The sequence below is a fragment of the Bacillus sp. MMSF_3353 genome, assembly GCF_030733445.1.
Lineage (GTDB): Bacteria > Bacillota > Bacilli > Bacillales > Bacillaceae_G > Bacillus_A > Bacillus_A wiedmannii.
In genome coordinates this window covers 1-14,503 of the sequence record NZ_JASHJA010000026.1, presented here as the reverse complement: position 1 = coordinate 14,503, position 14,503 = coordinate 1, and the positions used below count along the sequence as shown (strand labels likewise).

The following is a 14,503-nucleotide window of genomic DNA, read 5'->3' as shown; positions in this document are numbered from 1 at the left end:
GGAAATTATACGAGGAAAATAAAATGAAGAATAAAAAAGAAATAGCTATAGTTGTATTAACAACAGGATTAGTTTTAACAAGTGTAGCACCATACGGAGTAGTTTATGCAGAAGAAACGGGTCAAATGCAAGTTGATATTCAAGAGGGTTCGTTCCGTACAGGTGAACTTACACAACCATCACAAAAGACGCCAGAGAATGTAGTGAAAGATGCACTTAAGGAAAAAACCGAGCATGCTTTGTCTCCAAAACAAGTTAGTGGGGACAAAGGGGTAGATTACAACGTTGTTCAAAAACGTGCTTCTTATGATGGGACTACACTTGTACGTATGCAACAAATATATGAAGGTAAAGAAGTATATGGACACCAATTGACTGCTCATGTAGATAAAAAGGGTATTATTAAAAGTATTTCAGGAGAAAGTGCACAAAATTTAACACAAGAAGATTTAAAGAATGCTAGTAATTTATCAAAAGAAGAAGCAAAACAATATATTTATACGAAGTACGGGAACGATATTAAATTTATTTCTGAGCCAGAAGTTAAGGAAGTTATTTTTGTTAATGAAAATCATGGACAGGCTACCAATGCATATCAAGTTACATTTGCCGCTGCAACACCAAACTATGTATCTGGAACTTATGTAGTGAATGCTCATAATGGTGATATGTTGAAAAATATGGTGCAAGAGTCAGATTTAAAAGTAAGTGAAGAGCATGTTGAAGCTATTAAGGAGAGTAAAAAAAGCAATTTTAAATCATTAACCGGAACTGGAAAAGATGATTTAGGAATAACTCGTACATTCGGTATTTCTGAACAAAGTAATGGGAAATATGCGCTTGCAGATTACACAAGAGGGCAAGGAATTGAGACATATGATGTGAATTATAGAGATATTAGTTTTGAAGAAAAATATTATCCTGGTATATTAGCAACTAGCACATCAACAACATTTAATGATCCAAAGGCGGTAAGTGCCCATTTCTTAGCAACAAAGGTATATGATTTTTATAAAGATAAATATAAGCGTAATAGTTTTGACAATAAGGGGAACAAAGTAGTATCAGTTGTACATGCATGGGATTCTGGAGAAACAGATGATCCTAAAAATTGGAGTAATGCATTTAGTGCTAATGTTAACAATGTTAGTATGCTTATATATGGTGATTCAATGGTTAGAGCGTTTGACATAGCGGGCCATGAATTTACGCATGCGGTTACATCTAGCGAATCTAATCTTGAATTTTTCGGAGAATCTGGAGCAATTAACGAGGCGTTATCTGATATTATGGGAACGGCTATTGAGAAATATATAAATAATGGAGAATTTAATTGGACAATAGGAGAACAAAGCGGCTCAGTTCTACGTAATATGAAAAATCCATCTTCAATCAATTTTTTTGATGGAGTACCGTATCCAGATGATTATAGCAAATACAGTAATTTAAACGGAGAAGATAATGAGGGCGTTCATTTCAACTCAAGTATTATTAATAAAGTCGCGTATTTAATTGCACAAGGTGGCACTCATAACGGTGTAACTGTAAATGGTATTGGTGAAGATAAAATGTTTGATATTTTCTATTATGCAAATACTGATGAATTGAACATGACTTCTAATTTCACTGAATTAAGATTAGCGTGTCTTAAAGTTGCAACAAACAAATATGGAGCGAACTCAATTGAGGTTGAAGCGGTCCAAAAAGCTTTTGATGCAGCAAAAATTAAAGGGACAGTGAAAGAAAACGAAAAAACTGCAGAAAACCAAGTCCCTGAATTAACTGTACCGCTTACAATTACACTGCGTGTTGGTGATACGTTTGACCCGATGAGTAATGTAAAAGCTGTTGATAAAGAAGAGGGTGATTTAACAAATAAAGTAAAACATAAAGGCGATGTAGATACTTCTAAACTAGGTACATACATTGTGAACTACTCGGTCGTTGACTCTCAAGGGGGGAATGCAACGGCTACACAGACTGTAATTGTAAAGGGAAATGGAGAAGCATTAGATTTAAACCCTACATTAACAGTGCCTACTGCAGTGACAATTCATGTAGGAGATTCATTCGATCCAATGGCAAAAGTATTAGCTATTGATAAAGAAGACGGTGATCTTACTTCTAAAGTAAAACTTAATGGTGAAGTAGATACCTCTAAAGCCGGTACTTACGTATTAACGTACACAGTTACAGATTCTAAAGGTCATAAAGTAACTGCGGAACAAACTGTAACGGTCAAAGTTAGAGATGAAGTTAAAAATGAAATACCAATACTAAAAGTACCTGCTACAACTACAATTACTGAAGGAGACCAATTCAATCCAATGGCAAAAGTATTAGCTACTGATAAAGAAGACGGTGATCTTACTTCTAAAGTAGCATATGAAGGTATTGGAGATACCACTAAAGCTGGTACTTTTGAAATAATATATAGTGTCACAGATTCTGTAGGTAATGAGGTACATACAATACAAAAAGTATTGGTGAAGGATAAAGATACTAGAAAAGCTAAAGGCGTTGCTAATAACAGTAATATCCCGAACAACAGTAATACCGATAAAAAAGAATCTACATATAAAGAGCTTCCCAACACAGGTGCCAGTACAACTAACAGAGCAACAATGGGCATATGGATGGTTATTGCAGGTACAGTACTCACTTTGGCTCGCAAATTTAGACAGATACAAAAATAACAGTAGGGATTATTTCTCGCACAATAATTATTAGATGAATTTTTTACTTAATAAGATTTTAGTATTTAAGTAGTGTATTTGGCTTCTATAAAACTTTTTGCTTGGACGCTATTTTGCCTACAGACCTACATTACATATAAAGCACGTTACTATTCTCATTCAAATAAAAGAATAGTAACGTGTTTTTTGATTTAAAAATAGCCTAAATTCAAAAGGTTATGAGTGTGGAAGTAATTCAAATCTGCCATTGATAAGTTACTAAAAACACTTTGTTTTAATGAAAGTTTAACTCTATATGACAACATGAGATTTTCGGTATTTACCAGGTGTTTCGTTAGTGAATTTTTTGAAAATTTTAGTAAAATAGCTTTGATCACTAAAGTTGAGCGAAGCACATATGTCTGATAAGGGATAGGTTGTGAAAGTTAATAATTTTTTTGCTTCTTCGATTCGTTCACGTTGAATGTACTCAATTAATGAAATACCGACTTCTTTTTTGAATAATATAGATAAATAATCTGAATTTACGTTTGCAAATTTAGCAAGTTGTTTAACTGATATTTGATTGTAAATATTTTCAAAAATATAGTTTTTGCAAATAGCGATAGTCTTTGAGTATTTCTTTACTTTTTGTGCTTTTACACGGTCTGCAAAAGTACAGAAAACATTTCTTAATAAATCCCAAACAGATTCTGTGTCTTTTAAATCCTCTGTCTTTTGGATGTGTAGATCGTAAATCTTGTAAGCAATCCCGGAAGGAAGTCCTCCTTTTATAGCATATCTAGTAGCAAGTGTGATGGATGAAATACAAATGTTTTTATGACGTCTTAATTGATGGAATGAAGATAAGGATGAAAGGGTATCTTGTTGGAATTCGTAATAATATTTGAGTACGCTTTCTTTATCCCCGTTTTCTATAGCTCCAAGTAGTTGGTTCTCTATATACAAATTATGACAGATAGATTCGTTTTTTTGCATTGAAATATATACATCCTCGTTTAAGATACTGCTATGATTTACATGAAATGAGTCACTGTTATTTGAAAAGGTACGTACATCTGATTTTTTTTTGTAGAGAATGTTATAGAACAATATTGCTATATTTACAAAGAAATTTTGATCTTTGACTGACAATGAAAAATAATAATCTCTTGTTCGTTTATAATTCGAAATAAAATTAAGGTTACTATCCGTTTTACTTGTAGAAAAATTTACATGTGTCAAGGGCCCAATAATAACAGTACCGTTCACCATATAATGACTCTTTATGTGAATTAAAATGAAGTGCCCTAAATATTGGTGAGATCTGAAGATGGGCGAATTATTTGAATCATTTTTTTGAAAAAGCACATGTAACTGTTCTATTTTTGATTTATAGAACGAATGTGATTCATCTTTTGATGTAAATTCTAAAAGAATATTTTTGTTACAATCTAAAAAACAAACTGGAATTTCAAAAGATTGGAAAAACAGATTACAAATGTACTCTATCTCAACTAGACTGAGCTTTTTATTCATATTATTCCTCCTTACAGTTGTGTGTAATAGTTGAATGTTTATATATTCCTTTTTTTCATAAGTAGAAACGGAAAAACTTTATCTATAAAAATTATAAACTTCTAAGAATAATACCATAATTTAACATGATTAGCACATATTATTTGAATATACAGGTAATAGTTTTGGGGAGTAACGTAAAATATGAATTGTCACACTTATTCGTTGTTCATTGTTTATATGTATCAAAAATGATTAAGATTGGATTTTAAATAGGGATAGGAAGGGAGAGATTAATGAATTGAAGTTAAGTTAAGTAATTAATGAAAATTTGCGATAGAAGTTAATATGTAACGATTTTTGAAGTAGAGATATAAGTGCAATTCAGGGGAAAAACTACATATATCATACGGAGAGACAACGTAATAATAGAAAATAAGAAGAGTGAATAAGTGATTGTAAACAATGGATTGTTGGACGACTATGTTTTAGGTTACTCGTTTAAATCTGGTACTTGGCACACTATTACTTTTAAGAGGGTAATAGTAATAAAGAGATTTTTAAAATGATAGAAGTAGTAAAGGGGATAAGAGAAATGAAAAAAATATTTAGTGTGCTTTTAGTATTTTTCTTAACATTTTCTACATGGTCTAGTGTATTAGTAAAGGCAGCTTCACCATCCAAAGGTACTTTAACGATTCATAAATATGAACAAGAAAAAGATGGCGCATCGGGGCTAGAAGGTGATGGCTCTGCAAATCAAGAGGTACCAACAAATGCGAAACCATTAAAAGGTGTAACGTTTGAAGTGAAAAGGGTTGCGTCGTTTGAAAAAATTTCAAACGATGGGAAAATCGTGAAAGAAGATGTGAAGCCTGTAATGGGAGCAACTCCAACTCAAGTAGTAACAGATGATAACGGACAAGCTGTATTAAAAGATCTTCCGCTAGGACGTTATGAAGTGAAAGAAGTGGCAGGACCTCCGCATGTTAACCTAAATCCAAATACGTATACAGTGGATATTCCATTAACGAATAAAGAGGGTAAGGTACTAAACTATGATGTTCATATGTATCCGAAAAATGAGATTAAACGTGGTGCAGTTGATTTAGTAAAAACTGGTGCAAATGAAAAAGCATTAGCAGGTGCAGTATTCTCTTTATTAAAAAAAGATGGTACAGAAGTGAAAAAAGAGTTAGCAACAGATGGTAATGGGCATATTCGCGTGCAAGGATTAGAGTATGGGGAATACTATTTCCAAGAGACAAAAGCGCCGAAAGGGTATGTACTAGATCCGACTAAACACGAGTTTTTTATAAAGACCTCCGGAACTATTAACGAAGATGGAACAATTACTTCTGGTACAGTAGTTAAAGTAGAAGTGCAAAACTATGAAGAACCAAATATTGATAAAAAGATTAACGGGAATTTGGAAGCGTTACCAATCAATCCGTTAACTAATTACAATTATGATATCAAAACATTAATTCCAGAAGACATTAAAGAATACAAAAAATATGTAGTAACAGATACTTTAGACGATCGTTTAATGATTCAAGGAAAACCAGTCGTAAAAATTGATGGAGCGGAAGTAAATGCAAGCATTGTAGAGGTAGCTGTAGAAGGTCAAAAAGTAACAGCCACAGTAAAAGATTTCACAAAGTTAGATGGTAAAAAAGAATTTCATTTACAAATTAAATCACAAGTAAAAGAAGGAGTACTATCTGGTTCGGAAATTTTAAATACAGCAAAAATTGATTTTATAAATAAAAATGATGTAATTGGAGAAAAGGAATCTAAACCTGTAGTTGTTGTTCCGACAACTGGAATTATCGAGTTAACAAAAGTTGATGGTGCTGATAAGAAGAAATTAAAAGGTGCGGAGTTTGTACTTAAAGATAAAAATGGAAAAATAGTTGTTGTGGCAGGTAAAGAAGTCACAGGTGTATCAGATGAAAATGGTGTTATTAAATGGACTAACATTCCGTATGGAGACTATCAAATTTTTGAAACGAAAGCACCAATTTATACAAAAGAAGATGGTATAACAGCTTCATATCAATTATTAAAGGACCCTATTGATGTAAAGATTAGCGAAAATAATCAAACGGTTAAATTATCGATTGAAAATAATAAAAGTGGATGGATTCTTCCTGTAACGGGTGGTATCGGAACGACTCTATTTACTGTACTAGGTCTTACGTTAATGGCTACAGCGGCATTTGTTTTCTTTAGAAAAAAGTTTGCTAATAATTAAGGTTTTAGGAACATGTAACCAAGTGATGTGAAAAGGGGAGAAGCAAAATGCTTCCCTCTTTTCAATATTTTAGTATATACAGAGGTGGAAATATGAAACGAAATCTTGTTTTAGGAGGTATTTTTTTATTTGGATTAGCTATTTTTTTATATCCTACTATTAGTAATTGGTTGGCAACTCGTGCACATTATTCTGAGATTAGCTCCTACGATAAGAAGATCAAAGTACTACAAAAGAAAGAAGTTGAACGTAGGGAAAAAGAAGCAACCGAATATAATAAACAAGTTCAAACTTCCATGAAAACATTTGCAGATCCATTTTCTGAAGAAAAAAATAATCATCAAGCGTATGCCGATGCGTTAAATTTAGGTGATGTAATGGGGTATATTGAAATATCGAAAATTAATATAAAACTGCCAATCTATCAAGGGACCTCTGAGGAAGTATTGAGTCGCGGGGTAGGTCATTTAGATTATTCTTCACTTCCAGTAGGTGGAGAAAATACGCACACTATTTTAACAGGGCATCGTGGTTTACCATCATCAAAATTATTTACAGATTTAGATAAGTTGAGTGAAGGAGATCTTTTTTATATTCATTCTTTAGACAAAATTCTTGCTTATAAAGTAGATCAAATTAAAGTAGTGTTACCACACGAAACGGACGATTTAAAAATTGTGGAAAATAAAGATTATATAACATTAATTACATGTACGCCTTATGGAGTAAACACAAATAGATTACTGGTTCGAGGTGAGCGTGTGGAGTTTAACGAGAAAGAAAAACAAAAAATGGGTAAAGAGATATTTATGTTTAATAAGTGGACCGTAGTAATCTTAATCCTATTATTATGTGTGTTACTAGTCGCAATTTATAAGAAAAAATTAACTCGATAGAATGAATTTATTTATCCTGTATTAATGGGCAGTGGGACCGAAAATCCAGAGATAAGTAAAGAAGGTATATAGGGGATGAAGTAAATCCTCACTGAAAAAAGTTTCACTTTATTCGACTGTAGAAAAAATACGGTAAAGGTGGGAACAAAGGAATTGAGGTTACAATTAAAGTTGGTAAGTATTCATTTTATGGTTTTGTTAATGTTATGTGTAAGTTTTGTCGTATATGCACCAAAAGAAGCATATGGATCCACGACTAACTTAGAAGGTCTAGGGGATATATCGCGTTATAATGCTGTTGTCTTTGGTAACCATATAGCAGTAGGTGGAGACATTGAAGGAGCAATTGCAGTTCAAGGTGATATGGATGCATCTGGTTATACAATTGTAGGTGCAGCAGCGGGAACATCTAATATAGTTGGGGAAAAATGGGATGATGAGGGATATCCATCCTTGTTATTGTCTGGAAAATTTAAAAAATCAAGAGAGGAATCTTTTATCATTCAAAACGGAATAGTCGTAATGACAAAAGAGAGTGATCCAGATCGTATCATACAATCTTCTTATGATCGTATCGTTTATAAAGAAAAACTAGAAATTGACGCGAAATTTAATGAATTTCACAACATAGTGAACCAAGTCAGTAAAAATGCAGGTCAATATAAAACGAATACCCCAATTCCAAATATGAGTTATGGAATCGGAAAAGATATAAACAATCCTAATATTTATGTTTCATCAGAACTGGTAGGGAAAATCAATTTAGATATAAGAGATGTCTTTTTACCTAATGCTAAAGGAAAAGATTTTATCGTTATGTATTCGGATGCAATAGAGGTTACATTTAAAAATGGTGCTATCTTATATGACACGAACAATATTGGTAGGGCTACAGATATAATTCCTACATCACAACCCTATTCTCCTAATTCACCGTTCACTGAGTTATACGGGAAGGTGATTTGGGTTTTTCCTAATGCAAAAAAGATCACAACAGAGGGATATGGTGTCGTTGGGAGTGTGTTTGCTCCAAATGCTGTATTAGAAACAAAAGGCGGTTCGATTAATGGACAAGCATTTGTCGGTGCAGTACAACAAACTGGTGGATTTGAATTTCACAATTTCAAATTTAATTGGCAACATTGGAACAAGCCTAGTACAGGAAAAGTAAAGATAAAAAAAGTAGATAGTAATAATGATAATAAAGAATTGATGGGGGCAAAGTTTCATATTGAAGATTCAAATAAAAAAGTAGTTGGTGAGTTAGTAACAGATGAAAAAGGGGAAGCGATATCAAAAGAATTACCAATAGGTAACTATACTCTTGTGGAAACAGAAGCGCCTAAAGGTTACGACTTATTAAAAGATAAAATAGCTGTAAAAGTAGAAAAAGATGTAGTAGTAGAAAGTAAAATAGGGAATAAGAAATTACCAGATCCAATGGGGAAAATGAAGTTAGTAAAAGTAGATACGAGCGATAAAAATAAAAAGCTAGCAGGGGCAAAGTTTCATATTGAAGATTCAAATAAAAAAGTAGTTGGTGAGTTAGTAACAGATGAAAAAGGAGAAGCGATATCAAAAGAATTGCCAATAGGTAACTATACCCTAGTGGAAGTAGAAGCACCTAAAGGTTATGACTTATTAAAAGATAAAATAGCTGTAAAAGTAGAAAAAGATGCAGTAGTAGAAATTAAAATAGGGAATAAGAAATTACCAGATCCGACTGGGCAATTTGAAATTGAGAAAGTTGATGATAAGGATATTAATTTAAAACTAAAAGGTGCTGTATTTCAAGTATTAGATAAAGAAGGTAAAGAAGTTACTAGATTAACAACGGATGAAAAAGGAAAGGTGATTTCCAACCAGTTAGTACTTGGAAAGTATATGATTAAAGAAATAAAAGCGCCAAACGGTTATATGTTACTTAGAGATCCAATAGAAATAGAAATTACAGAAGCGGTAAGGACACAAAAACTAACAGTGAAAAATGTGAAAAATAATTGGGTAATTCCTAATACTGGTGGCAGCGGAACAACAAGTTTTTACGTGATTGGTTTTGTGCTAATGTTTGGTGTGTTATGCTTATATAAGAAAAATCGTATATAAATAGTATAAAAACAGTTGTGTATTATGAACTGATTCCATAAAGTTAGAAAATCGTTTGGTTAGAAAAATTTCCAGCATGAGTTCGGTATTGTACTGGATTCATGCTATTAAATTTGTTGAAGAAGGAAGGATAATAGTAAACATAGAATATATTAATAAATCAAAATGTTTACGAGGTGAAAGTGATGGCAACAAAACAAGATGAAATTAAAGTAGTAGTCGGCGCTGGTGTGTTTAATAATAATCCAGGTTGGATTCAAACACAAGAAGATGAACTTAACTTATTAGACAAAGCTACGTGGGAAGAAAGATTTGAATACAACTCTATTTCAGCTATTTTAGCTGAGCATGTATGGGAACACCTTACTTTTGAAGAAGGTATAAGAGCAGCTGAAATTTGTTATGAATTTTTAAAGCCAGGAGGGCATATTCGTTGTGGTGTTCCTGATGCATTCTTCCGAGATGAAGCATACCAAAACATAGTTCAAATAGGCGGACCTGGCCCGAAAGATCATCCAGCAGCAAGTCATAAAATTGTTCATAATTATAAAACATTAACGGAAATGTTTAAATTTGCTGGATTTGAGGTAGTTTTACTTGAATATTGTGATGAAAATGGTCAGTTTTATTACAACGAATGGGATGCAAACGACGGTGTTATTTTCCGTTCGAAAAGGTATGATTCTAGAAATAAAGGTGAGAAGCTTGGTTTTCCATCTTTAATTGTTGATGCGATTAAGCGGTAAGTCATTCAATAAAAGCAAGGGTTAATACTATAATTTCATGAGTCGCAAATGCGGCTTTTTTTATTGGTGTGTAAGTCTATATTTAATAAGGAAACGGATATACATGATAATTATTTTTCAACATTATATAACTCGACTTGGAAAATATTTAAGTTTTTCTCATTACCATTAACTTTAAATTAATACTTCGTTGACATAAAGATTTATTTTATATTTATATTCGTGTAAAATAAAGTGAGAACATACATTCTGTATAAAGGGGCAATCAATATGATAGCTGAAATTGGGAAACTAACTAATGGGTATATTGTAAAATTTGAACGCCGATTTCCAAATACAATAGAGGAAGTTTGGTCTGTTTTAACAGAAAACAGTAAGCTTAAAAAATGGATGTCTAATTTACAAATTGAAAGTCTTAAAACGGGTGGAATAATAAAGTTCGACATGATGGACGGTTCATTTATAAATATTGATATTTTAGAGTGTCAAGTAAATTCAGTACTTGAATTTACTTGGGATAAAGATCGTGTCCGATTTGAAATACATAAAGAAGAAAGTGGGACTCTTTTACTTCTTAAAGAGTACATTCATGTATTAACTGATCATACACCGAAAGATATAGCTGGTTGGCATATTTGCTTAGATCTTTTTTCTTCCGTACTAGAAGGAAAAGAAAAAGAATTTTCTAAAGATGAATGGCAACAATGGTTTGAAACATATAAGGATAAGATCCTTGAAGTGAGAGGGTAATTGTATAAAAAGTTATATTCATTATGTAATTATTACACTGTAAAAATGATTTTAAAGAAAAATAAGAATAGAGGTTAATATGAAAGTAAATCAATTAATTGCTAATAACATAAATAAATTAGATACAGTGATTCCATTTAATAAGTCGTTTGGAATCGCTGGTTTATCAGGCTCAGGTAAAACAACCTTTTGTCAAACGATTGGTGAAGAATCAAAAAAACGATTAGTTTCTTTATTGCCAAAGGCTGAATATCAATATTTATTTCCTAACATTATGCAAACGAATTTTAGTGCTATTAAGATAGAAGATATGCCTTTAGTTCTTTTTCTAGGAAAATCATCGATTTCTTCCAATCCACGTTCAACGATCGGTACACATACTGGTGTTTTCACAGAGGTACGTGAAAAACTTGCTGATGTATTTCATCTTTCACCTGAGGTTTTTTCATTCAATAACCAGTTAGGCTGGTGTACTGGCTGTAAAGGCCGAGGTACTACTAAAAATATTGAGTGTAAAAAATGTAAGGGAAAACGTTATAGCGAAGAAATCGAACAACATAAGATAGATTTATTTGCTAAACCACATACAATTTCAAATATTAATGATTTAAGTGTTGAGTCTATTCTTTCGTTAGCGGAAGAGTTAAAAATTAGTGAAGCAAAGCAACATATACTGCAAAATATAATTAATATGAACATTGGTTATTTAACATTAAATCGAATTATGGGTACGTTGTCAGGTGGGGAGTTAACAAGACTATATTTGGCTGAATTTATGGCAGTAAGCGAAAATGCTGTAATTATTATTGATGAGATTTCAGTTGGACTTGATCATGAAACATTATTACAAATATTAGAAGAGATTAAGCAGTTAGGGTGTAAAAATCAAATTTGGCTCATTGATCATTCAGATACTGTACTGGATACAACAGATGAGCAATTGTTCTTTGGACCTGGTAGCGGAAAATATGGTGGACAAATTGTGAAAGAATCGCCAAGACCAAAACCAATACTGTCGGATCTAAATAAAGAAGTACCAACAGAATACTATACATTCCATGAATTATATTGCCGTAATATCCAAATGGCGGAGTTTCAAATCCCTAAAAATAGGCTTGTGACGGTTACTGGAGAATCTGGATGCGGGAAATCTACACTTGTCAATGAATGTTTAGCTACAGATTTCTTGAAACGATATCCAAAAGATAAATTAGTTATGGTAGGACAAGATCGAAATCAATCCATTACAAGTCGATCAACTGTAGCCACTTTCCTAGATATTAAAAAGAAACTCACAAAGTATAGCGAAGAAATTGATGATATTTTTGAGCGTTCGATTGAGGATATTATAGATGAACTTCCAAATGAAGATATTGCGTATAAACGCTTGAGTCTACTAATTAAACTAGGACTTGGTTATTTAACGTTAGAACGAAAAACACAAACATTATCAACAGGTGAGTTTCAATGTGTTCATTTAGTTTCGGAGTTATTTGCAAACACAAGAAATCCACATACATTATTTATTTTTGATGAGCCTTCAAAAGGTTTATCACAAAATATTTTAAACCAATTTATAGATAGTGTTAGAGGGATATTACAAGATGAATCAGTCTCTATCATCATGATTGAACATAATAGTTATATGTTAGAAAGCTCTGATTATATTGTAGATTTCGGGAAAAGACAGCTTGAATCTATAAAACATCTTGATGTAGTAAGTCATGAAGATTATTATCGTCAAAAAAGCAGTGTGAATAATGCTGAGCAAATACATATTTCTTCAGCACTTAAGCATAAAGAAGGCGTTCACTATTTAGAAGAAAATCATATTCACTATTTTAAAAATGCCGAAAACATTTATAAGGGTGGTATTTTAAAAAGTTTATCATCAATGGCCCGTTTAATTTATAGTGAATATGAATCTGATACAATTGCACCTGTTGTTGCTATTGATCTTGAAAGACATTTATATAGTCAATATAGTTTTTTATATGAAATTGGTGGATTAATTAATCATATTGTAGCTGCTCATCCAACTAATAAAGATACGAGAAGTTTTGATTTCTATTTACAGGACAATCATTGTCCATCTTGTTCTGGACGTCTTCAAATTGAAGTTTTCGATAAAGATATTACAATTCAAGATAAAAACGTTCCATTTTGGGACGGTTTATTCGATCCGGAAATCATGAAAGTATTAAAATTTTATCAATATGAAAAAATAGAATTTCTATTTGAAGAAATTAAAAATGAGCTTGGTCACGATTTATCAAAGAGCTATAATGATATGTCAGAAGAAGAAAAGCATACGTTTTGGTACGGATATTTTGAAAAATCATTTTATGATAAAAAAGGAAAGACACGCAGAACATGGGTAGGATTTAATACAATTATTGGTGGATATATTGTTATTTCTAAAGCAGCTATTAAAGAAGAAATTAAGTCTTCTAAAGAAATGATGACATGTCCAATTTGTGAGGGTACGGTTTTAAATCATCATAAACCGCTTAAATTTGCTAACTTCGATATTCGTGAAATTATCAATCAACCAGTTGATGAAGTGTTGAAAATAGTTGGTGATTTACCTGCACTTCATAAATTAAAGTCTATAGTTGGTGGCGATATGAGATTGACAGAAGATGTTTCTTTATTACCAAGGAAAGCACAAGTGGCACTGAAAATGTTTGAATTAGAACAGGCAAGCTTTTCAAACTATGAAATGGTCTTACAAAATGTCTTACCATTCTGGGACGAAATAAAAGGAAATATCGAATCCATTAGTGTTAATAATCAAGTAACTATTTGTGATTTCCCTAATGTTTATGAAACGAGAGAAAATATTATAGATAAGTATTTCACAAATGGTAAATATAAAAAACTTACGTATGTATATGAAGCATTTGGATACAAAAAGTTAGTTACCCAAATTAATAAAATTAAAAAAAGTAATCCATGTCCATTCTGTAAAGGGAAGAAAGTTATTACTGAAGATAATTTGCATGATGGTGTGTTTAAACTAACAATTCCATGTGTAACTTGTAATACAAGTGGTATTAATGATGAAGGACTAAAAGAAGTGGTTGAGGATGTGGATGTACAAACATGGTTAACTGGAAAAGTTAGTGATGTTGTGGATGAGAGCTTATTAACAGAAGCTGTTGCGCAAATACCAATTTTTAATCGTATTCGCGAATTGGATAAACGAGATATGATGGCGGTTTATGAATGTCTTGAGAGTAATCAGTAAAGTTTTATTAGTTTATGTGTTATTAACATAACTTATATAAAATATAAAACGTATATTCTTTATAATGTTTATAATAACGCAGTATGAGTATTATAAGGTAATGAAAGAAGATCCAATTTCTTAATGTGAAAATTAAGAAATTGGATCTTTTAGTATTTTTATGTCCCGTATACTATAGTTCCAACTAGTATGGAGGAGAGATAAAAAATAATAGGGATGAACAGTTGATATATTATGTAATTATTATATTATAAAAATGATGATTAGGGGTAAAAACAGTTTATTAGTTATATCTTTATTCTTGT

General features: G+C 31.9%; 8 protein-coding genes. 7 read left to right on the top strand and 1 reads right to left on the bottom strand.

From position 1 onward, the window contains the following. The first annotated feature begins 23 nt into the window (after positions 1–23). Positions 24–2,696 (top strand): M4 family metallopeptidase, encoded by a 2,673-nt coding sequence (locus RBB48_RS26380; RefSeq protein ID WP_306008373.1) that lies wholly within the window; start codon positions 24–26, stop codon positions 2,694–2,696. A gap of 291 nt (positions 2,697–2,987) precedes the next feature. Here the strand turns inward: RBB48_RS26380 and RBB48_RS26375 are convergent, their stop codons facing one another. Then, on the bottom strand, positions 2,988–4,214 hold the full coding sequence (locus tag RBB48_RS26375) for an AraC family transcriptional regulator (RefSeq protein ID WP_142293549.1): 1,227 nt from the start codon (positions 4,212–4,214) through the stop codon (positions 2,988–2,990). Between the two features lie 574 nt (positions 4,215–4,788). Here RBB48_RS26375 and RBB48_RS26370 point away from each other — a divergent pair. From RBB48_RS26370 to RBB48_RS26345, 6 genes are all read left to right on the top strand, one after another. After that, positions 4,789–6,450: a SpaA isopeptide-forming pilin-related protein gene (locus tag RBB48_RS26370; RefSeq protein WP_148666419.1), complete on the top strand. Its 1,662-nt coding sequence runs from the start codon at positions 4,789–4,791 to the stop codon at positions 6,448–6,450. Between the two features lie 92 nt (positions 6,451–6,542). Then, positions 6,543–7,346, top strand: a complete 804-nt coding sequence (locus RBB48_RS26365) for a class C sortase (protein WP_179952844.1) — start codon at positions 6,543–6,545, stop codon at positions 7,344–7,346. A gap of 153 nt (positions 7,347–7,499) precedes the next feature. After that, positions 7,500–9,452: an MSCRAMM family protein gene (locus tag RBB48_RS26360; protein WP_306008372.1), complete on the top strand. Its 1,953-nt coding sequence runs from the start codon at positions 7,500–7,502 to the stop codon at positions 9,450–9,452. A 185-nt stretch (positions 9,453–9,637) separates the two neighbouring features. Then, the gene (locus RBB48_RS26355) at positions 9,638–10,198 is read left to right on the top strand and encodes a class I SAM-dependent methyltransferase (RefSeq protein ID WP_088063530.1); all 561 of its coding nucleotides are present in this window, start codon (positions 9,638–9,640) and stop codon (positions 10,196–10,198) included. A gap of 270 nt (positions 10,199–10,468) precedes the next feature. Further along, positions 10,469–10,948 carry an SRPBCC family protein gene (locus RBB48_RS26350; RefSeq protein ID WP_000559859.1) on the top strand — a complete coding sequence of 160 codons (480 nt, stop codon included), beginning with the start codon at positions 10,469–10,471 and terminating at the stop codon, positions 10,946–10,948. Positions 10,949–11,027: 79 nt separating this feature from the next. After that, entirely contained in the window at positions 11,028–14,198 is a 3,171-nt protein-coding gene (locus RBB48_RS26345; protein WP_306008371.1) for an ATP-binding cassette domain-containing protein, read from the top strand. The last annotated feature ends 305 nt before the right edge of the window (positions 14,199–14,503 follow it).

Bases quoted from the DNA above. Each gene is read 5' to 3' on its own strand.
- RBB48_RS26350 (WP_000559859.1), top strand. From the start codon at position 10,469: ATGATAGCTGAAATTGGGAAACTAACTAATGGGTATATTGTAAAATTT.
- RBB48_RS26370 (WP_148666419.1), top strand. From the start codon at position 4,789: ATGAAAAAAATATTTAGTGTGCTTTTAGTATTTTTCTTAACATTTTCT.
- RBB48_RS26375 (WP_142293549.1), bottom strand. From the start codon at position 4,214: ATGAATAAAAAGCTCAGTCTAGTTGAGATAGAGTACATTTGTAATCTG.
- RBB48_RS26365 (WP_179952844.1), top strand. From the start codon at position 6,543: ATGAAACGAAATCTTGTTTTAGGAGGTATTTTTTTATTTGGATTAGCT.
- RBB48_RS26345 (WP_306008371.1), top strand. From the start codon at position 11,028: ATGAAAGTAAATCAATTAATTGCTAATAACATAAATAAATTAGATACA.
- RBB48_RS26355 (WP_088063530.1), top strand. From the start codon at position 9,638: ATGGCAACAAAACAAGATGAAATTAAAGTAGTAGTCGGCGCTGGTGTG.
- RBB48_RS26380 (WP_306008373.1), top strand. From the start codon at position 24: ATGAAGAATAAAAAAGAAATAGCTATAGTTGTATTAACAACAGGATTA.